The 24,116-nt window shown below is 40.5% G+C and carries 17 protein-coding genes and 2 tRNA genes; 13 read left to right on the top strand and 6 right to left on the bottom strand.

Going from position 1 to position 24,116, the window contains the following annotated elements; all coding sequences use genetic code 11:
- Positions 1 to 148 precede the first annotated feature (148 nt).
- Positions 149 to 1,669 (top strand): catalase, encoded by a 1,521-nt coding sequence (locus AC1M9K_RS04605; RefSeq protein ID WP_481588642.1) that lies wholly within the window; start codon positions 149 to 151, stop codon positions 1,667 to 1,669.
- 46 nt (positions 1,670 to 1,715) lie between these two features.
- Here the strand turns inward: AC1M9K_RS04605 and AC1M9K_RS04600 are convergent, their stop codons facing one another.
- On the bottom strand, positions 1,716 to 2,837 hold the full coding sequence (locus AC1M9K_RS04600; protein WP_481588641.1) for an MBL fold metallo-hydrolase: 1,122 nt from the start codon (positions 2,835 to 2,837) through the stop codon (positions 1,716 to 1,718).
- A 681-nt stretch (positions 2,838 to 3,518) separates the two neighbouring features.
- On the opposite strand from AC1M9K_RS04600, the gene hcaR reads away from it, so the two are divergent.
- Entirely contained in the window at positions 3,519 to 4,424 is a 906-nt protein-coding gene (hcaR, locus tag AC1M9K_RS04595) for a DNA-binding transcriptional regulator HcaR (protein ID WP_035264195.1), read from the top strand.
- Between the two features lie 43 nt (positions 4,425 to 4,467).
- On the opposite strand, the gene AC1M9K_RS04590 is transcribed toward hcaR, so the two are convergent.
- On the bottom strand, positions 4,468 to 5,136 hold the full coding sequence (locus AC1M9K_RS04590) for an HAD family hydrolase (RefSeq protein ID WP_481588640.1): 669 nt from the start codon (positions 5,134 to 5,136) through the stop codon (positions 4,468 to 4,470).
- A gap of 126 nt (positions 5,137 to 5,262) precedes the next feature.
- Entirely contained in the window at positions 5,263 to 6,228 is a 966-nt protein-coding gene (locus tag AC1M9K_RS04585; protein ID WP_481588736.1) for an RluA family pseudouridine synthase, read from the bottom strand.
- A gap of 758 nt (positions 6,229 to 6,986) precedes the next feature.
- Between AC1M9K_RS04585 and AC1M9K_RS04580 the strand changes: the two genes are divergently transcribed.
- The 4 genes from AC1M9K_RS04580 (at position 6,987) to AC1M9K_RS04565 (ending at position 12,712) form a co-directional block, all read left to right on the top strand.
- Positions 6,987 to 10,364 carry an Rne/Rng family ribonuclease gene (locus AC1M9K_RS04580; RefSeq protein WP_481588639.1) on the top strand — a complete coding sequence of 1,126 codons (3,378 nt, stop codon included), beginning with the start codon at positions 6,987 to 6,989 and terminating at the stop codon, positions 10,362 to 10,364.
- 206 nt (positions 10,365 to 10,570) lie between these two features.
- Complete coding sequence (locus tag AC1M9K_RS04575; RefSeq protein WP_481588638.1) at positions 10,571 to 12,412, top strand: long-chain-acyl-CoA synthetase; 1,842 nt, start codon at positions 10,571 to 10,573, stop codon at positions 12,410 to 12,412.
- A 130-nt stretch (positions 12,413 to 12,542) separates the two neighbouring features.
- Positions 12,543 to 12,618: transfer RNA gene (locus AC1M9K_RS04570), tRNA-Lys, on the top strand.
- 18 nt (positions 12,619 to 12,636) lie between these two features.
- Positions 12,637 to 12,712, top strand: a tRNA-Lys gene (locus tag AC1M9K_RS04565).
- 91 nt (positions 12,713 to 12,803) lie between these two features.
- Here the strand turns inward: AC1M9K_RS04565 and AC1M9K_RS04560 are convergent.
- Complete coding sequence (locus AC1M9K_RS04560) at positions 12,804 to 13,415, bottom strand: hypothetical protein (protein WP_481588637.1); 612 nt, start codon at positions 13,413 to 13,415, stop codon at positions 12,804 to 12,806.
- A 271-nt stretch (positions 13,416 to 13,686) separates the two neighbouring features.
- Here AC1M9K_RS04560 and AC1M9K_RS04555 point away from each other — a divergent pair, with 271 nt between their 5' ends.
- The 3 genes from AC1M9K_RS04555 (at position 13,687) to AC1M9K_RS04545 (ending at position 16,387) form a co-directional block, all read left to right on the top strand.
- A complete protein-coding gene (locus AC1M9K_RS04555) occupies positions 13,687 to 13,950 on the top strand; it encodes a PspC domain-containing protein (RefSeq protein WP_481588636.1) in 264 nt (87 codons plus the stop codon).
- A 147-nt stretch (positions 13,951 to 14,097) separates the two neighbouring features.
- Positions 14,098 to 14,880 (top strand): sulfite exporter TauE/SafE family protein, encoded by a 783-nt coding sequence (locus AC1M9K_RS04550; RefSeq protein WP_481588635.1) that lies wholly within the window; start codon positions 14,098 to 14,100, stop codon positions 14,878 to 14,880.
- 97 nt (positions 14,881 to 14,977) lie between these two features.
- Positions 14,978 to 16,387, top strand: a complete 1,410-nt coding sequence (locus tag AC1M9K_RS04545) for an SLC13 family permease (protein ID WP_481588634.1) — start codon at positions 14,978 to 14,980, stop codon at positions 16,385 to 16,387.
- Between the two features lie 69 nt (positions 16,388 to 16,456).
- Here the strand turns inward: AC1M9K_RS04545 and AC1M9K_RS04540 are convergent, their stop codons facing one another.
- Together AC1M9K_RS04540 and AC1M9K_RS04535 are read right to left on the bottom strand one after the other, a co-directional pair.
- A complete protein-coding gene (locus AC1M9K_RS04540; RefSeq protein WP_481588633.1) occupies positions 16,457 to 17,566 on the bottom strand; it encodes an HPP family protein in 1,110 nt (369 codons plus the stop codon).
- Between the two features lie 198 nt (positions 17,567 to 17,764).
- Complete coding sequence (locus AC1M9K_RS04535; protein WP_481588632.1) at positions 17,765 to 18,592, bottom strand: transglutaminase-like domain-containing protein; 828 nt, start codon at positions 18,590 to 18,592, stop codon at positions 17,765 to 17,767.
- A gap of 314 nt (positions 18,593 to 18,906) precedes the next feature.
- Between AC1M9K_RS04535 and glyQ the strand changes: the two genes are divergently transcribed.
- The 4 genes from glyQ to AC1M9K_RS04515 all read left to right on the top strand — a co-directional run bounded on the left by glyQ (position 18,907) and on the right by AC1M9K_RS04515 (position 23,709).
- Positions 18,907 to 19,884, top strand: a complete 978-nt coding sequence (gene glyQ / locus AC1M9K_RS04530; protein WP_035264216.1) for a glycine--tRNA ligase subunit alpha — start codon at positions 18,907 to 18,909, stop codon at positions 19,882 to 19,884.
- Positions 19,884 to 21,953, top strand: coding sequence for a glycine--tRNA ligase subunit beta (glyS, locus tag AC1M9K_RS04525; protein WP_481588631.1), 2,070 nt, complete (start codon positions 19,884 to 19,886; stop codon positions 21,951 to 21,953). Before glyQ ends, glyS begins: the two co-directional genes overlap by 1 nt.
- Before the next feature lie 100 nt (positions 21,954 to 22,053).
- The gene (locus AC1M9K_RS04520) at positions 22,054 to 23,217 is read left to right on the top strand and encodes a DUF4062 domain-containing protein (RefSeq protein WP_481588630.1); all 1,164 of its coding nucleotides are present in this window, start codon (positions 22,054 to 22,056) and stop codon (positions 23,215 to 23,217) included.
- A gap of 102 nt (positions 23,218 to 23,319) precedes the next feature.
- Positions 23,320 to 23,709 carry a hypothetical protein gene (locus AC1M9K_RS04515; RefSeq protein WP_481588629.1) on the top strand — a complete coding sequence of 130 codons (390 nt, stop codon included), beginning with the start codon at positions 23,320 to 23,322 and terminating at the stop codon, positions 23,707 to 23,709.
- Positions 23,710 to 24,116 lie beyond the last annotated feature (407 nt).

Genomic DNA, 24,116 nt, shown 5'->3' with positions numbered 1-24,116 from the left:
CAATAAAACACACATTCTTGTCACAATGTTGCTTTAGAATGATCGAACAAAACGGTTCATGTCTCTGATATTGGAGGCGCTAGAACTTATAAAAGTGAATGCTCAGCCAACCATCAAGAAAGGCATATATTATAAATGGAGAATGAATATGAGCGATGACTCAAAAAAATGTCCTGTCACCCACTTAACAACTGATGCTGGTGCTCCTGTAGTAGACAACCAAAACAGTATGACAGCAGGTGCACGTGGTCCTTTACTTGCACAAGATTTATGGCTGAATGAAAAATTAGGCAACTTCGTTCGTGAAGTGATTCCTGAGCGTCGTATGCACGCGAAAGGTTCTGGGGCATTTGGTACCTTCACTGTTACCCATGATATTACGCAATATACTCGCGCTAAATTATTCTCTGAAATCGGTAAAAAAACCGATATTTTTGTGCGCTTCTCTACAGTTGCTGGCGAACGTGGTGCAGCAGATGCTGAACGTGATATCCGCGGTTTCGCAATAAAATTCTACACTGAAGAAGGTAACTGGGATTTAGTAGGTAATAACACTCCAGTTTTCTTCTTACGTGATGCGCGTAAGTTCCCTGACTTAAACAAAGCAGTAAAACGCGATCCTAAAACCAACAAACGTAGTGCAACCAACAACTGGGATTTCTGGACTTTACTTCCAGAAGCATTACATCAAGTGACGATTGTCATGTCAGACCGCGGTATCCCAGATGGTTACCGTCACATGCATGGTTTTGGTAGCCATACCTTCAGTTTTATCAATGCCAACAACGAACGCTTCTGGGTTAAATTCCATATGCGCACGCAACAAGGCATTAAGAATTTAACTGATGCAGAAGCTGAAGCGATTATTGCGAAAGATCGCGAAAGTTCTCAAACTGACTTATTTGATGCGATTGAACGTGGTGATTTCCCGAAATGGAAAATGTACGTCCAAATCATGCCTGAGCTAGATGCAGAGAAAGTTCCATATCACCCATTTGACTTAACCAAAGTATGGCCTAAAGGGGACTATCCTTTGATCGAAGTCGGTGAATTCGAACTTAATCGTAACCCTGAAAACTACTTCCAAGACGTAGAACAAGCTGCCTTTGCCCCAAGTAACTTAGTGCCAGGCATCAGCTTCTCACCTGACCGTATGCTTCAAGCACGTCTGTTCAACTATGCAGATGCTGCACGCTACCGTGTTGGTGTTAACCATTATCAAATTCCAGTGAATGCACCACGTTGCCCTGTTCACTCAAACCGTCGCGATGGTCAAGGTCGTACTGATGGTAACTATGGTGCTTTGCCACACTATGAACCAAATAGTTTCAGCCAATGGCAGGAACAGCCACAATATAAAGAGCCACCATTAAAAATTTCTGGTGCGGCAGATTTCTGGGATTACCGCGAAGATGACAATGACTATTTCAGTCAACCACGCGCATTATTCAATCTCATGAATGATCAGCAAAAACAGGCTTTATTTGACAATACAGCCGCAGCAATGGGCGATGCATTAGATTTCATTAAGTATCGTCATATTCGTAACTGCTATGCTTGTGACCCAGCATATGGCGAGGGTGTTGCAAAAGCATTAGGCATGACCGTAGCTGATGCACAGGCTGCACGTGCAACTGACCCAGCACAAGGAAATCCAGGCTTACTTTAATTAATATCTCCATAAAAAAACCGCTGTTATCAGCGGTTTTTTTTATTCAAACAATTAGTTTTTTACCTTCCCGAATACAATAAAACGGACTGATAAATTTAGATGCATTTTTCATCGCTTGGTGCAGATCCAACTCAGGTTGATTCCGATCTTCATCTGTCAACTGAAAAGTACGATAGTGAATCGCTAGTGAACGTTTTGCGTGTAAATCTTTATGTGCTTGGAATGCATCAGCAGGATTCATATGTAGATATTGCATCAATACTCTTGGTTCATATGCACCGATTGGCAGTAAAGCAATCCTTGGTGCACCTAAGCGCTGGTGAATCTCTTTAAAATGTTGTGCATAGCCTGTATCACCAGCAAAGTAACAATGACCATGCTCAGATAAAATTGAAAAACCACCCCATAATGCAAGGTTTTGATCACGAAGCCCTCGACCAGAACCATGTTGGGCAGGCGTGTAGACAATTTTAAAATCTTTGAATAAGGCAGACTGCCACCAATCCATCTCAATCACATGAAATGCTTTCGGTAAATAGGCTGCATTTCCTAGACCTGTATAGATCGGCATAGCAAATTTTTGATGTAGCCAATTCAAACTCGCTAAATCCATATGATCATAGTGATTATGACTGAGTAATACTGCGTGAATCTGTGGTAAATCTTCAAGTGCAATCCCTGCAGGGATAACACGTTTCGGTCCACTCCCGTGCTTTAGGCTTACATAATCCGCCCATACAGGGTCGGTTAAGAAGTTATATGGACCAATTTGAATTAAAACCGTAGCATGACCAACAAACCATACTTGCCAATCTTCTAAATCTGCATGCGGACGAGCCTCAGGCTTAGCACGTTTGGTTTGAATAAAGTCCTGTTGCTCTTTCGCGAAATCACCTTGCCAGGTAAAGCTTTTACGAGCCATCAACCATTTATATAAATTCCATTGGTTGAGCTGTGCAGGACGTGGTTCCTGATTAACGAATCTTTGCCCATTATGGTGATCCAGTGAAACCAATTTAAGTTTTGGTTTAAACCACACATGCCGAATACAATCTTCAGTCTTTAGTTGATAGTGCAGATTAGAATCTTGCGGCTTCCGTCCAACAACAAGTGTAGACTCTGGATTACTCGAAGTCGTCGTTGGAATATCAGTCAAATTAGACATAATAAATGTAAGCACCTTAAACCGAAGCGATTTTGAAATAGTTGATTATTCAGTTATATAAATAGATTATGTTCATCATCTATTCGCATTTTTAAATTATGTTTTTAAAAGATACACTGTTCGTGTTTCATTTAAGACAACATCAATCTCAATTCCCATGAAGTGGTTATAATTTCATCAATAAATTGTGAGATAGAACACCAATCATCCCTCTATTATTCATCATATACAACTCAGACTTTCTTTTTGTTTATGATTTTGTTGTTTTTTTCTGATTTTTGATGTTTTTTTAATCACCCACAGAAATCTTAAATAGAGGAAGTTAAATTTTGTTTAGGATGTGATTTAACGCTGAACAACTGATCTCCCAAAGCTTCAACGTACTTTTCTCTACATTATTATTTTTCATAGACTTAAAGCCGAAACAATTGGTTTCAACTTTAATAGATACAATCTTTTCTAAACCTATACAAATCAGTCACTCATTCGCGATGAGAGTTCGATCTTGAAATGTAGAATTTCTATCTAAGTAAGAAATTAAATGCATGTGAATTTTAAAATACAAAAAAATGCTTCATTCACTAACTAAATACCAAAATACATCTACTTATTGATCAATTTCACTTATACTCATCTTTAGCAACATTAAGACATTTTTTAGATTATTCTCTGGAAGGCTATATGGAATTACGGCATTTGCGCTATTTTATTACAGTTGCAGAAGAGCTTAATTTTAGCAAAGCTGCACTTAAGCTCTACACAGCACAGCCTTCACTCAGCCAACAAATCAAAGATTTAGAAGAAGATGTTGGTGTGCGTTTACTAAATCGTACCAAACGAAAAGTTGAATTGACCGAAGAAGGCGCTGTGTTTCTGGAACAGGCGAGACTCACCATTGCTCAAGCAGAAAAAGCAATTAATATGGCGCGCCAAGTGTCTAAAGCAAAACAAAAAATGCTACGCATTGGTTTTGTGCCAGTTGCAGAAATGAAAATCTTTCCTTATGTATTACCTAACTTACGTGTTCAAAATCCCGAATTAAAAATTGAATTACAAAGCTTAAATAATATTGAGCAATTCAAAGGCATAAAGAAAGGTGAATTGGACATTACTTTTACTCGTCAACGTTTAGATTCTGAAGAGATCGAGAGTCGCTTTGTACTGCGTGAACCTTTAGTTTTTATTCTGCCTAAAGACCACCCTTTGGCAAAGTACGAACGTATTCCTGTAAAAGCGCTTGATGGCATTGATTTTGTTATTCCTTCAGATGAGCAATCTAAGACCCTGCATGACACCATTTTAGGCTTCGCTGAACAAAATGGCGTTTCTTTTAAAATTGTTCAAAAAGCTGACAATATCTTGTTTAACATTAACTCTATTGGTATTGGCTTAGGGTGTACGATTCTTCCTGGCTATATTATGCCACTTCTCTTGGAAAATAGTGTGACTCGTCCACTCGATGTAGAGCTACCTTCTCTGGATCTCTTTGTAAGTTATCGCAAGAATGCCACTGGTATTGCTGTGCAAAAATTTATGGAGTTACTTTCAAAAGTCTTTTATTTAGACTTTAATCAAAGTTCAACGTGAATAAAAAACCCGCTGAATTGAGCGGGTTTTTTATCGATGTGATTTAGCAAGCAACTGACTGATTAATCAAATTTTTTAAAAGTTGATGTAATTCATCAATGGAATCCACAACCGCAAGGGGATGATATTGCTGTAATACCTCAGGTACATGAACGCCATACGTCACCCCTACACTTGGCATACGAATATTCAATGCCATTTCAAGATCGTATGAAGTATCTCCTACCATTATCGCTTGATCTGCATTAAAACCAGTTTCGGCTAAAATGTCAGCCAACATCAACGGATCTGGTTTTGATTTTGTTTCACTGGCTGCACGTGTAGCTGAAAACAAACTCACACTCTGAGTTTGCCCCAGTACTCGATCTAGCCCCTTACGACTTTTTCCTGTCGCAACAGCCAAATGAATTCCTGATTCTTTGAGATCATGCAACATTTCAGCCACACCATCAAACCAACGATCATGTTTCGAGTGCTCAACATAATGCGCTGAATAAGATTGTAAAATTGCCTCGTGTAAATCAGGAACCTGAGGAAATAAAACTTGCGCAACTTCAGGTAATCCTAAGCCAATAATGCTTTTAGCATCCTCATCAGTCAAAGGTTGATTAAATTGTTTAGCGGCAAATTTTAAACTTTCAACAATTTGACCCACTGAATCAAACAAAGTGCCATCCCAATCAAAAATAATGAGTTTTACCGCTGATGTCATATTTTGTATCCTAATTTTGATCGGGCAGATGCCACTTAAATATCATCGTGACATATTAAGATCCCATCGTTGCATGACCTCGTCATGACACAACGATTCAATCTTTACACAACCACTGAGACGCAATCAGTCTTGTTGAGACTGCACTACAGGTTTATCCGCTTTTTGTGCGCGAAGTTGTGCAACCAAACTTTGCATATCCTCAGGCAAGGGTGCTTCAATTACTGGATATCCTGGAATCTCTAAGCGCATTGCGTGTAAACATAAACGACGTGGTTTAGGTCCACGATATTCCGTCTCATGCCCGTACTTTTCATCACCCACCAAGGGATGACCAATACTGAGTCCATGTACGCGAATTTGATGTGTACGACCAGAAAGCGGTGATGCATACACGAGTGATGCATGCATAAAGCGTTCTGCTACCTTCCATTGGGTTTTTGAAGGCTTTCCTTCTTTAGATACACGCACTCGACGTTCACCATTGGCTAGCTCATAGCGATGTAATGGTGCATCGATTAATTGGGAATCTAGTGTTACTTGGCCTTTCACCACAGCAGCATAAGTTTTTTGAATCTTGTGTTCACGAAGCATATCTTGAAGTGTTTTTAACACGCTCCGCTTTTTAGAAATCATCACCAAGCCTGAAGTATCACGGTCAATACGATGGATCAATTCTAAATATTTTTTCCCTGTCGCTGCGCGTAAGCCTTCAATTAAGCCATACGCAACACCACTTCCACCGTGCACCGCAATCCCAGAAGGTTTGTTCACCACTAAAAGACCTTCATCTTCATAAATCACACGGCTTAACAAGCCCTGCGCGACTTTGTCTGATACTGGAGCTTGAGATTCATCTTTTTGTTCATAACGAATCGGTGCAACACGGATTTGATCGCCAATATTCAATTTAGTTTCCGCTTTCACACGCTTTTTGTTGACCCGCACCTGACCTTCACGAATTAAACGATAGATTCGACTTTTCGGTACTCCTTTAAGACGAGCGAATAGAAAATTGTCGATGCGTTGCCCCAATTGGTGCTCATCCACTTCAAACCAAGTGACGCTTTGCCATTCTTGCGTAGAATTCATACAGTTACGTTGACCTAAAAAAATACTAAATTCGATTAAAAACTGATCATTTAGACTACCCAATTGACTAGAAATGTCTGTGTAGCCCATAGGCAGATGATCTAAGGTTTGCTATAGTCAGCGCACGGATACCGCCGTAAGTGAACATTTGTTTAGAGATTTCAAAATTTTGAAATTCAAACTAAATTTTTGTTTAGCATAAACTCGGAATGGTCCCAAAAGAATATGCCAACGCCGAAGGCTTATTATATCGGCAAAAAGACAAACTGTTGCGTTTAATTGTGCTTTTGCACATAAATCAGTTTGTTTAAAAAAATATGTCGCCAACAAATTATGTTGGTTTTTAAACGTTAACTGATACACATCAGAATGGTCGCAACCTGATTTCTCATTCAGGCTATAACGTTAGATGCATTGGATCTGCACAATTTGTAAAGATACGACGATAATTCCGTATCAAGACACTCTATCAAAAAATTGAAGAGATGATCTTCGAGCAATGTGACAGTGAAAGTAACGAACATCCAATGCACCGTTAGTCCGCCAGTGAATGTTCAGGCTTCTTTAATCAGTGACAGGATTAAAGCCGTATTGCCATCATCAATACGTGAATCAAAATACCGAAGCCCATCAATAAAGGCCGGTAATACACTTAGATCAATCTAATTATGGTGATCTAGGAATTGATCCATGCGGGTTGATGTTCGCTACGTAAATCGCGATGTTTTGCTTGTGTATCACTATTAGGTGTTACACCCATGAAACGTATGTTGATCAATGCAACACATGCCGAAGAAGTTCGCGTTGCACTCATCACTGGTCACCGTCTTTACGATTTCGATTTAGAAAATCGTACTCGTGAACAAAAGAAAGCCAATATCTACAAAGGTCATGTGACTCGCGTTGAGCCATCTCTTGAAGCTGTGTTTGTAGAATATGGTGCAGGCCGTCAAGGCTTCCTTTCAATGCGTGAAATCGCAAACTCATATTACAAAGCTGACCCTCGTCAAACTTCAAACATTCGTGAGTTAATCACTGAAGGTACTGAACTTTTAGTTCAAGTTGAAAAAGAGGAACGTGGCAACAAAGGCGCTGCTCTCTCAACTTTTATTTCCCTTGCTGGTCGTTACTTGGTCTTAATGCCAAACAACCCGAAAGGTGGTGGTATTAGTCGTCAAATTTCTGGTTCAGTTCGTGAAGAATTGAAAGAAATGTTGGCGTCTTTAAATGTACCTCGTGGGATGAGCGTGATTGTACGTACTGCAGGGATTGGTCGCTCACAAGAAGAGCTGCAACTTGATCTTCAGCACCTTCTCGATCTTTGGGCACGCATCCAAAGTACAGCAAATTCTGGACCTTCTCCAATGTTGGTTCATCAGGAAGCTGGTGTAGTTACTCGTGCAATTCGCGACTATTTACGTGATGATGTTGCAGAAATTTTAATTGATTCTGAACAAGCTTATAACGAAGCCTATAACTTTGTTAAAGCCGTGATGCCGAACCAATTAGACAAGTTAAAAACATATACTTTGAATGAGCCTTTATTTGCTCATTTTGGTATCGAAAGTCAAATTCAAACAGCTTACGAGCGTGAAGTGAAACTTCCTTCTGGTGGTTCAATTGTCATTGACCAAACAGAAGCATTGGTTTCGATCGATATTAACTCTGCAAAATCTACTCGTGGTCACGATGTAGAGGAAACTGCGCTTAGTACTAACTTAGAAGCAGCAGAAGAGATCGCTCGCCAACTTCGCTTACGTGATATCGGTGGTCTGGTCGTGATTGACTTCATTGATATGACCAAAGAACGCAATCAACGTATGGTTGAAGCGAAACTGCGTGAATCAACTCAAAGTGATCGTGCACGTATCCAGTTCGGTCAATTGTCTCGTTTCGGCTTAATGGAAATGAGTCGCCAACGTTTACGCCCTTCTTTAGAAGAAGCGACTGGCTATGTATGTCCACGTTGTCATGGCACAGGTATGGTTCGTGACTTGCGTTCTCTTTCACTTTCGATCATGCGTAAAGTTGAAGAAATTGCACTTCGTGAGCGTCAAGGTGAAGTTCAAGTAGAAGTTCCTGTTGAAATTGCAGCATTCCTTCTCAATGAAAAACGTCATAGCCTCGTATATTTGGAGCAAACTTCAAATGTACGTGTGACTGTACTCCCTCACCCGCATTTAGAAACGCCACATTACGAAATCTCGTATAATCCTGAAGGCTTTGCACCAACCAGCTATGAACGTACTGAAGCGACTCGTTCAAGTGAAAAAGAGTTGGGTTATGAGTCTTCAGAATGGCACTTAGAAGAAGAGCATACAGCTCCACATACGCATGCCCCTGTCACACAGGAAAAAGGCAATAAGCGTCATAAAAACAACCAAAATGCTACACAACCTGCGGTAGCACAAAAAACGGCCCCAGCAGTAGCTGCTCCAGCAACTAGCCCATGCGCATGGTTAGAAAATCTTTTTGTTCAAAAACAAGCGAGTACGATTGATCAATCGCGTACGGCTAACTCTGCTGCGGCAGCAATTGAACAAATGGTGAACGGTGGTGCCGTAAGTCGTGGTCAATTCGGTCAAATTTCACCTGTGACGCCTGTGGCAATTGAAGCATCTGCACCTGTCGAAACAAATGCGTATATTTCACATACGCCTGTTGCGAAAAATGATGCACGTGACCAAGAACGCCAAACTGAAAAAGACGAGCGTCCACAACGTCATAATAAGAAAAATCGCAATAAGCAACGTGACACACGCGAAGTTAACGCAGATCAACATGTGATTGAAGAAGTTGTACAGGCACCTCGCCATGAACAACGTCAAGACAATCGTCATGAGTCACGCAATGAAAACCGTCATGAGCAACGCCAAGAACAGCGTGATCAGAAACGTCATCAAAAGCGCCCTCAACAAAACGAGACGGCTTTCGAAGCACAAACTGAACAAGCTGTGCCACGTCGTGACCGTAATGCACAACGTCCACAACGCCCAAATCGTCACCGCGATCAAAGTGTATTAAATCAAGAACAATCTTCAGCACCTGTTGCTCCAGAAGCTCAAGTTAAAGTTGATTTAATTGATGTACCTCGTAATGATGAGCTTAAAACAGCGTTAGTAGTTAATGTTGATCAAGCACAAAGTGAGATTGTTGCATTAACGCCTGAAGTGGCAGCACCTGTAGCAACTGCTCCAGCACCTGTTGTGACAGACGCTGAAGTGTCAACACCTCAAGTGGAAATTACGGTTGATGAACCTGTCATTGAAGCTGAGGTTAAACCTCAACAAGCACCACAACGTGCAAGTAACGACCCACGTCAACGTCGTCGTAACAAGCATCAACATGACCAGAAAGCAAAATCAGATGCGCCGAAGCTTCGCCCTTCACAAGTGCCAGCTTTAGCACAACATACGGTTTTAAGTTTAATTCAACATGTTTATGGTGCGGATTGCTCTGTATTGATTGAGCAGTTTGGATTAATTCCAACCTTCAATCGCGCATTGCAAAAGTTTACTGAACAGTATGCAGCGAGTTTAAATACTCAATCTGCTGAACCTGCTACTGAGAAAAAACCAGTCACACGTGATGTCGCTGTTCAACAAGCTCCAGCTGAAAAAGAGCCTGCACCTGTGTTGGACTTAACACCTCCAAAACCAGTGTCTGATAAGCGTGTTGCAAACGATCCACGTGAGCGTCGTCGTCTTGCAAAACTTGCAGCAGAGCAAGCAAAACAAGCGCGCCTTGAAGAAGTTGCAGCACAAGAAGCCGTGAAAGTTGAAGCACCTGTTACGGATGCTCCACAAGCAACTGATGCAACATCTGATGTTGTACATCAAGAAACAGCAACACAGACAGCTGAAGTGACTCAATCTGAAGTGAAGACTGAAGAAAAAGTTCAAACTTCTTCACAACAGCAACCTGAAGAAAAATCTTCAGAATCAAATGAAGTAGCGCCTACAGAAGCAGAAACTGCGAAAGTTGAAGTGGCGGAAGTTGCCGTAAGTGCTGAAGATAAATCTGCACAAGCTGAAGCAGATAAGGATGATGCAGAACAGCAGGAAGAAGATAAACCTGTTCGTCCGCGTCGCCCTCGTGGTCGCCCACCTAAAAAAGCAACACCATCAGCTGAGTAATTTGCTTAAACTACATTAGCTTTTGACAAACCTAGTCATTACGGTGGCTAGGTTTTTTTGTTATGGTCTTTAAAGTTTTGACTGAAAAATCCTGTTCAGAATTGATCAATTTTTCAAAATGGATAAGATATTCAGTGACAAAACCAAGTAAAAAAACTTGCGAAAAATTAAAGACTAAACGGAATATCACAAAAAATAGGACCAGTATGAGCCAGACTTATCAAAACGATCTCATTGGAATCAAAGACGTAGCAGCACGACTCCCACATTTGGTCACGAAGTTGCCAAATATTCTTGTCGGGCTCAAACAGGCTTATTTACGTACTCCTAAAACGCCAGCAGGTCTTGCCCTCGCTTTTGAGCGTGCAGCGCAAAAAAATCCTCAAGGTATTGCGCTGTTATGTGAAGATCAGAAATATACCTACCAACAACTAAATGATTGGGCAAACCAAATTGCACACTACTACATCGCTAAGGGTGCAAAAAAAGGTGATGTGATTGCGGTCATTGTTGAAAACCGTAGTGAACTTATTGCCACCGTCATTGGTCTTGCAAAAATTGGGGTTGTTTCAGCACTCGTCAATACGTCTCAAACAGGTAAGGTACTTACCCATAGTATTAATTTGGTTAAACCAATCGGCGTAATAGTCGGTGAAGAATGCCGTGAAGCTGTAGATGAAGTACGCGAACAACTGACTGTCGCAAAAGATAAGCTCTATTGGTTTGCTGATCAAAATACACGCCAAAATGCTGGTCAAGCACCTGAAGGCTATCATAATCTTGCACAAGAAATTTTATCTGAATCTAAAGATAATCTAGCTGAAACACATAAGGTGACTGGTGCTGACGGCTTATTCTACATCTATACGTCTGGCACAACAGGTTTACCAAAAGCCGTAGTCTTTACCAATAGTCGTTGGATGTTAGCGTATGGCACATATGGTCATGTCCTCAATCTAAATAAAGATGACGTTATGTATGTCACTTTACCGCTTTATCATGCTACAGGCATGGTAGTGTGCTGGTGTGGTGTAATTGCTGGTAGTTCGACACTAGCGATTCGTCGTAAGTTCTCAACCTCTTCTTTTTGGAAAGATGTTCAAAAATTTAATGCATCAGCAATTGGTTATGTTGGTGAGCTATGTCGCTATCTTCTAGATGCACCTGAATCACACCAAGATCGCAATCATCGCGTCACCAAGATGATTGGTAACGGCATGCGTCCAAATATTTGGGATAAATTTAAAAATCGCTTTGGTATTGAAGAAGTGCTCGAACTTTATGCTTCAAGTGAAGGTAATGTCGGCTTTTCCAATATTTTAAACTTCGACAATACCGTAGGTTTCTCTCCTATTCCTTATGCCATCATCCAATATGACAAGGAAAAAGAAGCTCCTATTCGCGATGCAAAAGGTCATTGTATTAAAGTCAAAAAAGGTGAAACAGGCTTATTGATTGGTAAAATTACCAATCGCTCGCCATTTGATGGTTATACCGATCCAGAAAAGAATAAATCCTCGATCATGCATGATGTTTTTACCAAAGGAGATTCTTATTTCATCACGGGTGACCTTGTGCGAGATATCGGGTGCCGCCATGCTCAATTTGTTGACCGTCTCGGTGATACCTTCCGCTGGAAAGGTGAGAATGTCTCTACAACTGAAGTTGAAAATATTTGTAGTGATTATGAAAAGATCACAGAAGCAGTGGTATACGGCGTTGAGATTCCAAATACTAACGGTCGTGCAGGTATGGCAGCCATCACTTTAGCAGAAGGTGCTGAACTAAATGAGCAAGATTTATCCGATATGGCTCAGTTCTTTAAGAAGTCTTTGCCAAGCTATGCGGTTCCAGTGTTCTTACGTGTACAGAAAACACTCGAAACTACAGGAACATTTAAATATCAAAAGAGTAAGTTAAAGGAAGAAGCTTATTTTCCAGACAAAACTTCAGATCGTATTTTGGTTTTATTACCAAATGAAGATGCATATTGCGATTTAAATGAAGAGATTCTGAAAAATATTGAACAGTATAAATATCGTTTTTAAGCTAAAATCGATTGTTTTTTGGCTAGAAAACACGAAATTGTGTCATTTCTAGCCAAACGTAACAAAGTTTTATATTTTTTACTTGCGCTACTCAAATAACTTGCTAAAATACGCAACATCAAAACGAGATGGGTCGTTAGCTCAGTTGGTAGAGCAGCGGACTTTTAATCCGTTGGTCCCGCGTTCGAGTCGCGGACGACCCACCACTTATTTTGAAACCCTATGGGTCGTTAGCTCAGTTGGTAGAGCAGCGGACTTTTAATCCGTTGGTCCCGCGTTCGAGTCGCGGACGACCCACCAGATTCTTAAAAAAGCCTTTCATCTTGAAAGGCTTTTTTATTGCCTGCAATATAATACAAGCTACCCTTATAAAGTATCAATTCTTATATCTTCAAAGCTTTTGACGTTGCAAAGTATATGCACGTGACGGAAGCGGATTGTCTTTAAAGAAAGTTTGGTTCACTTCCGTTGCATTGGCAATTTTATCAAGATCCATGACCATATTACCCTGCTCATCCAAATCGTAAAAAAACTGAACCCCACTCTCTCTCAAAATAATGATTTGATGGTGATGCGGATCATACAACCAACGATCTTGGCGATATTGACGTTGCGTTGTAAATTCAACCTTACCACGATGCATAAAAATACGATGAGCTGTGCCATCAGCCAATAAATTGATAATAAACTCAGCTTCACCCTTATCACAACGAGCAAAGCCATCATCACATTGCATGGTGGTTTGGTAACGACCTACAAATTTCTGCCATTCTTTAGCAACAGACTGCGGTGTTGTATCCGCATTCTCTTGAACTGGAGGCCGTGCCTTACCTGCGACATTCGTTAATGAGTTAGAAGACTCAGGCGTATGCGACTCCTGAATTTGGTTGATGTGTTCAATATGTGGCGATTCATTCTGGCTACATGCCGCAAGTGCAATATTCATGATGGCGATAATGCTGAACATTGAGATTGAATGAACTTTAAAATTTAAATTCATCATTTTATATCTTGAGCCATTTCATAAATTGCGATGTATAAAAATATTATCCTTATAAAATAGGGATATACAAGTATTAGCATGTTCTGTCTAATTATCCAGAACCTATACCACATCAAGGTTTTATCTTTTTCATTACATAAAATTACGATATTTTGTGAATAATCTCCTTTAAAACTAAAAATTATTCTCCATATAAAATGTATAGACAAACGTTAAAGAGAAATTGCGAAGTCTATTTCATGACTATTTTTTGGTTCTAAAGGAGAACTCAATGGCCAATGTTGGTTTATATCGCTCAAACCGCTCTAACATGATTGCTGGTGTGATGGGCGGTATTGCTGAACGTTTTGGTTGGAATGCGAATTTATTACGAATTATTTTTGTTCTAGTGTCAGTGATGAGCGCTGCATTTCCAGGAATTTTAGTGTACTTAGTTCTTTGGTTAGTGATGCCAAAAAATAAAGTTCAGCACGAACATTCAAATGCTTATGATCGTCCAATGCGCACTGTACATCAGGACAGATCACCGCTTTAACTTGAGTTTACCCTCAATCACCCACACAACCTCGGGTGAGTTTTTTAACACGATAATTTCCCCCAATTATCGTGTTTTTTTTATTCTCATTTTGCATCTTTCTCAAAATAGCGCTAACTTGAACAAAACAATAAATATGGACAATCAATGGCACAGTCGGAATGGATGGTATTGTGGCTATGCGCACTGGCCGCATTATTACATGGCCTGAGCGGTTTCGGCTTTCCCATGATGAGTACCGCCGTACTCTCTACTCAACTCCCGCTCAGCCTCGCTGTCACTTTGGTCATTCTTCCCTGTCTCATTTTAAATTTAATTCTGCTAACTGCTCACCCTCAGTATTCAATATGGCAGAGCATTCAACACTACAGCATAAGATTTTTTCCCCTTATTCTAAGTAGCTTAGTTGGCAGTCTGCTTGGGGTAAAACTTTTATTGTGGCTCAATGAAGGTTATTTAAAGCTTTTACTTGGCATGGTGATGGTGCTGTATGTGATTGATCAATTACGACAACATTCATTCACCGTCAGCCCGTCAGTGCTCAATATGCTGATATTCGGTCTGTTAGCAGGCATTATCGGTGGTGCTACCAATGCAATGGCACCATTTCTAATGATGTATTTACTCAGCTGTCAGCTGAGTAAAACCGATATTGTGATCGTGAGTAATTTATGCTTTATCGCCAGCAAATTGATACAACTCCTTCTACTTTACCCAATTTTGGTCAATATTGATGAGCATCAACAACTTTTAGTCATGTTGATCTGTGTTTTTGCAATATTTGGGGTATGGATCGGCGGACTGATCAGGCAACACATCTCTCAACAGTTTTTTAAAAATACAGTATTGATCCTATTACTTTTGCTCGGTATTCAAGCCCTGTGGCAAAGCTATAATTTATTAGAACAATCGATTTCATCGTTTAAATAGTATATTTTGAAAAGTGATAAGGATATTCATTCTTCAGAATTAAGAAGTTTAATACATGCAACTATAAAACCTATAGCGACATTCAAAAGGAGCGAATATGACGGAACAACTCGCGACCCCAACCAACATGATGCCTAAAGGGCTCATCAAAGGTTGGGTGTTGATATTGATCGCCGCTTTTATTTCTTATGGACTCTATCAAGTCTTACCCTATGATGAAAATGCCAATAAAGGTTTGGCATTACTCTGCTTTATCGGCATTTTATGGCTGACTGAGGCCATCCACATCACGATTACCGCCCTATTGGTACCCGTACTCGCAGTTCTTCTCGCGATGCCTATGGCTAAAGGCAATGAGCTTATACCAATCACAACACAAGCGGCATTAGCTACATTTGCAGATCCTGTGATTTTTTTATTTTTTGGTGGCTTCGCATTAGCGACCGCGCTGCATATTCAAAAGCTCGATAAAAAAATTGCGATGTGGATCATCTCTATGTCTGGTGGTCATCTCGGCATCTCTGTAATAGCGATTTTTGCTGTAACAGCACTTTTATCTATGTGGATTTCAAATACGGCGACTGCAGCAATGATGCTTCCACTTGCCCTTGGTTTACTTTCACATTTAGATGTCAGTCGAGATCGAAAAACATTTGTTTTTATCCTGTTAGGTATTGCCTATTCTGCAAGTATTGGTGGCTTAGGGACCATGGTTGGCTCTCCACCAAATGCAATTGCAGCAAAAGCTTTAGACTATGATTTTGCAGATTGGATGAAAATCGGTTTACCGATGATGCTTCTTATTTTACCTGCCATGCTCTTGAGTCTTTATCTGGTACTTAGACCTAAGCTCAATCATAAAGTGCAATTTGTGACTGAGGATATCCCTTGGACAGGTACTCGAATTGCAACAATGGTATTGTTTGTCTGTACGGCTATTGCTTGGATCTTCAGCAAAAAGCTGACCGAGAACTTTGGTATTTCACAACCTGATACTTGGATTGCTGTTCTGGCAGCATGCTTGGTCGTGATTATCGGCACTGCAACATGGAAACAAGTTGCTGAAAATACAGATTGGGGCGTTTTATTTTTATTTGGCGGTGGTTTAACCCTCAGTGCAATTTTAAAAGATTCAGGCAGTTCATTGGTGCTTGGTCAAACGCTTGCCAATGCCTTTGGTGATGCCTCCCCACTCCTCATTATTTTCGTCGTTGCTACTTTCATTATCTTCTTGACTGAATTCACCAGTAACACTGCATCAGCTGCACTGTTAGTACCAGTATTTGCAGCGATTGCAGATCAAATGGGCATGCCTAAGGAAATTTTAGTTATTGTGATCGGCATTGGTGCTTCTTGTGCATTTATGCTTCCTGTTGCGACACCACCGAATGCGATTGTGTTTGGTACTGGCCATATTCAACAAAGTGAAATGATGAAAGTCGGCTTTGTCCTGAATATCATGTGTATTTTCTTGGTTTCCCTGTTTATTTACTGGTTCTTTATCTAAGTTTAAATAAATCCAGATTCCAAATAAAAAGCACCCTTGGGTGCTTTTTTAGGACAATCTAAAACAGTTTTAAGCTCTCATTTTAAAATGGTTTAGTTCCTGATTCAGGGCAGCGATAATATCTGCACGGCTAATAATTCCGACCAGACGCTGCTCGCTCACTACCGGGATATAGTTAAAAGAACGCTCCACAAAATAGGGCACCAGATCCTGAATCGGCTGCAATGGCTGCACTGTGACTACCTTGCGGGTCATAATATGTTTGACCTGATGTTCCCAGCTGCTGCGCACATCTGCAGCACGTTTAAACCATTCTACCACCTGATACATGGCCAGCGTTCCCACCAGCTTGCCTTCCGCATTAACCACCGGCAGGCTCATCAGGTTCATCTGCTTAAACTTGTCCAGTGCATGCTGAATATCATCATTGGCATGCAAGGTCACCACGTCTTTGGTCATAATGTCCTGACAAGTAAACTGGTTGACCGCACGGGCATTGGCTCGGTCCTGCGCTTCCAGAATAATCTTTTGCAGGTCATATTCACTAATGTCCAGCAGCTCGGTTTGCTGATCTAGTACTTCCTGAATATCTTGCGGCTGAATAGTGACTTTCTGGGTCGGGGTCGGATCTTTGGAACGGGTATTCAATTGCGCCTGCTGCGGATAACGCTTGCCAATCATTCGATTAAAGACGATCGCAATTACCATCAATAAGATCGAATTCAGCAGCACCGGATAGAAAACGAAAGCATAGCCGAGTTCATGGACCGCATTGCCGCCGAGTACCGCCGTAATGGCGACAGCACCACTGGGTGGATGTAGGGAATCTGTGGTCATCATCAGGATAATGGCCAAGGCCACCGCCAGACTAAAAGCTTCAGTCGGACTGGCAATAAACAAGGCACAGGTCACACCCACTACCGCAGCAATAGTATTACCTACCAGAATATTCCAGGGCTGTGCCAAGGGACTGGTCGGAACTGCAAACAGCAGCACAGATGAGGCCCCCATCGGCGCAATATACCAGGCTTCAAAATCACCCAGAATCCATAAACTCAGTAATGACGATACCGTGAGACCCAGTAGTGCCCCAATACCGCAGAGTAAACGGTCTTTGAGTGGAAGAACTTTAAAATTCGGTTTTAAGGTATTGAGCCAGTCAAGATTGGAATGGAACACGGCGCGCCTGATTTTAATGTTTACAGATTTTGCGCATTATAAAACTAGTCGCTTTAAAGATGTATTCATTTTATATCTTTTAATTACACTTAAATGGATGCTGTTTAAAAAGCCAAGTCTCTCTCCAGGCAACAGTCATCCATCTAGTTCTCTTTTACGGTTCAACTCCTCATAGGATTTTCAATAAGATCATTCATGTCAGGTAATTTTAGCCTCAGCGCCGCTATCGCATTCAGGTTTAATCAGAGGCTCGATTTTAAGCAGCTCGACCTGACCATAATAGGTTGAGAATGCCACATCTCCGGCATCTACCCCGGTGCCAATGCGAATCAGCTCGTCGACTGGAGCTAAACGGGTCGGATCAAACTGCACCCATCCTCCTTCCAGATAGACTTCAAAAATGGCATGAAAATCAGGTAAAAACTTTTCAATTTCCACATAACCGACTACCATGCGTGCCGGAATTCCTAAAGCACGGCACAGCGCAATGCCTAAATGGGCAAAGTCACGGCATACCCCCGCCCGGTGGATCAGTACATCCGTCGCAGTCGTAAACTGGTCAGAGCAGCCAGAGACATAAAAAATATTGTTATAAATCCACTGTTCGATGGCTTTTACACACGTATAGCCGGGTGTCATCCAGCCAAATGAGCGTTTCGCCATTTCTAGTAATAAATCTGAATTGCAATAGCGGCTGGCCAGCAAATAAGGTAGTACTTCATCCGGCAGGTCTGGAATTTTGACTTCATTCAGGTTTTGTCTCAGATCAACAGGAATGCACGGCTGACGGGTAACTGTCGCGCTATAATTCAGTTCAAATGCCTCACAAGGCTCGAGTTGCAACCGGATATGACGGTTTTGATGCTGAGCATCCCGAAATTCATGCCATTTGACCGGCATATTCATGGTGAGCTGTTCTTCGAGAATATTCTGATCGGGATGATGGGCGACCTGAACCATAAAAATAAATTCGGTAGGTTGCACAATCTTGTATTTCAAATGACACTGAATTTGGTAAGTGGTCATGAAGTTCCTTATTATTAGGCATTATTATATTGTGTGAAGATTGAACTAATTCTAAGACCGCAATCGTATGAGATCAGTTTAACTTTATCGCGCTTCAGTGAACAGGATGCTATACATCTGATTTATTCCTGATTTTTAGATCTCACCCCATTGCTGATCTAGCATAAAATTGTAGCAAAGCCGCGCAAAATCTGGCATGAATCAAGACCATTTTAATTTTTTCCAAAATATTTTCAGCGTATTAACCCTTTGCCACTCCCTGCTAAAGTCCTTATAATTGAGCGCAATTTTTCTCTAATTTTAAGTGGAAGACCATGAGTCGCGCCATATCGCATATTGATACTTTCCAAGGCTTAATTCTTGCCTTACAAAACTACTGGGCGGAGCAAGGCTGCGTCGTGTTACAGCCTTACGACATGGAAATGGGTGCAGGTACATTCCACACTGCAACTTTCCTACGCGCATTAGGGCCTGAAACTTGGAACGCTGCATACGTTCAACCTTCACGTCGTCCGAAAGATGGTCGTTATGGTGAAAACCCAAACCGTTTGCAACATTACTACCAATTCCAAGTGGTACTTAAGCCAAACCCAGACAACATCCAACAGTTGTATCTTGACTCGCTTAAAGCGATCGGAATTGATCCGTTGGTACACGACATTCGTTTCGTAGAAGACAATTGGGAATCTCCAACGCTTGGCGCGTGGGGCTTAGGTTGGGAAGTATGGTTAAACGGCATGGAAGTGACTCAGTTCACTTACTTCCAACAAGTCGGTGGTGTTGAGTGCTACCCTGTTACTGGAGAAATCACTTACGGTTTAGAGCGTCTTGCAATGTACTTGCAAGGTGTAGACTCAGTTTACGATTTGGTTTGGACTAAAGGTCAGTTTGGTACAGTGACTTATGGTGATGTATTCCATCAAAATGAAGTTGAACAGTCGACTTATAACTTTGAATACGCACCTGTTGATAAACTGTTTGAACTCTTCGACTTCTATGAAACTGAAGCAACACGTTTAATCGAAGCAAAACTTCCACTTCCTGCGTATGAACAAGTGGTTAAAGCGTCGCATAGCTTTAACTTACTCGATGCGCGTGGTGCGATTTCTGTGACAGAACGTCAGCGTTATATCTTACGTGTACGCACATTGGCACGTTCAATTGCAAATGCTTATGTGGCTGCACGTGCGGAACTTGGTTTCCCAATGGCAGAACCAGCATTACGTGATGAAGTATTGGCACAGTTAAAGGCACAAGTTGAAGCAGAAGCAAAATCTGAGGAGAGCAAATAATGTCTAAACATACCGTTTTGTTCGAATTAGGTTGTGAAGAACTTCCACCAAAAAGCTTAAAAAAATTACGTGATGCACTGCAAGCTGAAACTGTAAAAGGCTTAAAAGATGCAGGTCTTGCATTCGACTCGATCGAAGCCTATGCAGCACCACGTCGTCTTGCCCTTAAAATCGTAAACGTTGATGGCGCGCAAGCTGACACGCAAAAACGTTTTGATGGCCCTGCGAAACAAGCAGCGTTTGATGCTGAAGGCAACCCAACGAAAGCTTTAGAAGGCTTTATGCGTGGTCAAGGCATCACGGTTGATCAAGTATCGACATTCCAAGCAGGTAAAGTTGAAAAAGTTTGCTACTTAAAAGATGTGAAAGGTCAAAGCCTAGACGTACTTTTACCGCAAATTTTACAAGCAGCTTTAGACAACCTTCCAATCGCTAAACGTATGCGTTCTGCTGCAAGCCGTACTGAATTTGTACGTCCTGTAAAATGGGTTGTGTTGTTAAAAGACAACGACGTGATTGATGCAACAATTCAAGATCACAAAGCAGGTAACGTCACTTTCGGTCATCGTTTCCATGCGCCTGAAGCAATTACTTTAACGCACGCTGATGAATACTTAGCGAAGTTAAAAGAGGCTTACGTTGTGGCAAACTTTGAAGAGCGTCAAGCAATCATTGACGGTCAAGTCAAAGCCTTGGCTGATGAAGTGAATGCAATTGCGATTGTGCCAAGTGACCTTCGTGACGAAGTGACTGCATTGGTTGAATGGCCAGTTGCGCTTCGTGCTAGCTTTGAAGAACGTTTCCTTGCTGTTCCTCAAGAAGCACTCATCACAACAATGCAGGACAACCAAAAGTACTTCTGCTTAGTAAACAGCGACAATAAACTTCAACCATACTTCATTACTGTGTCAAACATTGAGTCGAAAGACCCGACACAAATTATTGAAGGTAACGAGAAAGTGGTTCGTCCACGTTTGTCTGATGCTGAATTTTTCTTCTTACAAGACCAAAAACAACCGCTTGCTTCTCGTAAAGAGAAACTTGCCAATATGGTCTTCCAAGCAGAATTGGGTACGCTTTGGGACAAATCGACACGTATTGCAAAACTCGCTGTTGCTTTAGCGCCAATTACAGGTGCAAACCCTCAAGACGCTGAAAAAGCTGCGCTTCTTGCAAAATGTGACTTAACCTCTGAACTTGTGGGTGAATTCCCAGAACTTCAAGGGATTGCAGGCACTTACTACGCACGTCTTGAAGGCGAAAATGATGAAGTTGCTGAGTCTTTAGGTGAGCAGTATTTACCTAAATTTGCAGGTGACGTTTTACCAAAAACTAAAACAGGTACAACGATTGCCCTTGCTGACCGTTTAGATACCCTCACAGGTATTTTTGGTATTGGTCAAGCACCTACAGGTTCTAAAGACCCGTTTGCACTACGTCGTTCTGCAATTGGTATCTTACGTCTTGTGACTGAAAACGAGCTTGATGTGTCAATTGAAGACTTGATCAAACTTGCTTTAGCGGCTTATGGCGATGTATTAAAAGATCATGATAAGACGCTAAACGATGCTGTTGCATTCCTTGAAGGTCGTTACCGTGCGAAATACGAAGACCAAGGCGTTGCTGTTGATGTGATTCAAGCGGTTCAAGCGTTGTCACCAAAATCACCACTTGATTTTGATAAGCGTGTAAATGCGGTAAATCATTTCCGTGCATTACCTGAAGCGGCTGCGCTTGCTGCTGCGAATAAGCGTGTTGCAAACATTCTTGCGAAAGAAGCTGCACCTGAAGGCGCTGTAGTTGAAGCAAACTTGGTTGAAGATGCTGAGAAAGCATTGTTCGCTGAACTTGCGAAAATCACGCCTGTGGTTGAGCCATTATTTGCTGCGAAAGACTACACTGCTGCGTTGTCTGCACTTGCTGCACTTCGTGCACCTGTAGATGCATTCTTTGACGGTGTAATGGTGATGGCAGATGATGCTGAATTAAAAGCGAACCGTTTGCGTATGCTTGCACAGCTTCGTGACTTGTTTACGAAAGTGGCTGATATTTCGGTGTTACAACACTAAGTATTAAATATTAAAAGACCCGCTTTAAAGCGGGTTTTTTGTTGTCAATTTAAGCATTTACTTATATAACTAATTTATTCAAATCCTACAAAATTAGACAATGCCAAGACAAACTACAACTTTAACTATTTTTGTAGCATCACCATCTGATGTATTAGCTGAAAGAACAATCGTAAAAAATGTTGTCGATGAGTTAAATCAAACCATTTGTAAACCACTTCAACTGAACCTCGAAATGATAGGTTGGGAAAATGCCACTTATCCAGCATTCGGCAACTATCCTCAAGATGTGATTAACAACCAAATCGGCGATGAGTATGATATTTTCATCGGAATTCTATGGGCTAGATTCGGCACACCAACTAATCGGGCTCTATCTGGAACTTTGGAAGAATTTGAAAGAGCTTTGACAAGATTTAAAAAGGATAAAAGTTTAGAAATATGTTTATATTTTAAAACCGATGAAGTTGATCTTTATAAAATTGATCTAGACCAATTTAAAAAAGTAAAAGAATTTAAGAGTAGCTTAGGCGAACTTGGTGGATATCATTGGGATTTTCAAAGTTCTAATTTCCAAGACACATTAAGAAGGCACCTCACATTAATTTGTCAAAAGTTAACCTCTCCACAAACTCAAGTAAGACCCAATACTATCCATGTTGAAGATATCTCTATAACTAAACTAGAACAAGAAGATGACGAAGAAGGATTTTATGACTTATTTGAAGGTATGATTTCTTTATTTAAAAGTGTCACAGATGATTTGCAAAGCTTCAATGATCTAACAAATAGCCATAATGAAATGATCAATCACTACACCAGTAGATTAGATAAATATCCTGATAATTTTAAAGCAAGAAAATCGATCATTAACGAATCGAGTGAATATATGGCAGATTACTCCCATAAAGTACAAAAGAAATTTAAAAGCATCGAAAATAATTTTGAATTAGCTCTAACTAAATTTTATAAATTTCTAAATATATATCCTGAAATTCATAATAAAGATAATGCAAAAGAATTAACAACAATGTTGAACGCATTTACCCAAACTATTGAAGCTATTCCTCTCATGGTTAAAGGTAATAATAGTTTTCTTAATGCTGTTAAACAGTTACCTAGAATGACAACCAATTTAACCAGATCAAAAAAACTTATGATTGCAACTTTAGAACCTTTTATTGCATATATGGAAGGTTTAGAGGTTAAATTTATACAATTACAACAACAAGGATTCACCCTACTACAAGAACTAAATGAATGAAAAATCTATATTTTTTCACTAAAATTCAACCAAACACCCATATGAATTCTGATTTCAAATTCATATACTTAAACTCATAGAGATCAAAATATAAGAGGGATGATGAAAATCCAAACTTTAGTTATTTCAGCTTTAACTTGTTTAACCCTTACAGCCTGTTCGACTACACCATCTAACCCCAACACCCCACGCGTTTTAGAACAACACAAGAACATCGCCGTTGAACCTGAAACCAAACACAATTTGGCACGACTCATTAAACAAAAAGACAACTGCCTGATCGAATTCACAGGCAATTTTGCAACAGGCAAAGCTACTGAATACTGGTTCTTCCAAGGGGAAAAACTGATTTCAGCACATGCAAATTTAGATGCAGATGTCGAGAACAAACAGACCATATTTGATATTCAAGATTCAGTAAAACAAACCAATTTCAACGCGCTCAAAAACCACTTTAAAGCGAAAAATCTTCAACAGTGTGAACATTTCTAAGACGCTAAAAATCATTCATCTGATCATTCATAAACTACGACAGCACAATTGGCTAAAACCAACTGTGCTTTTTTAATTGGAATGAAGCTACTTCATGATTTCTTAATCACAGTTCCCGATTGGCATAAGTGCTCACATTCAATAATTTTCTATAGAAATCAGATAGAAGAAATATCTTCTAAATTATGATTAATTTATATACAGTTGTATTTTTTAAACTGACCTAATAAACATTTTTTTATATTAAAAATAAAATACTTAATCAAAACATCATTGCCAATCCGACAAACAGCAAGCCCCAAACTTGTTAGTTAAACTAAACAGTGATACAACATTGAAGCCTGATCTGAATTATCTTTTTTGATCAGATTAGGAGACATAAAAATAAAATGAATGGAACGATTTGG

It is taken from the genome of Acinetobacter sp. 24-47-67 (genome assembly GCF_056779735.1).
Note: the sequence above shows the minus strand (reverse complement) of the source record. Positions and strands in the feature narration are given on the sequence as shown.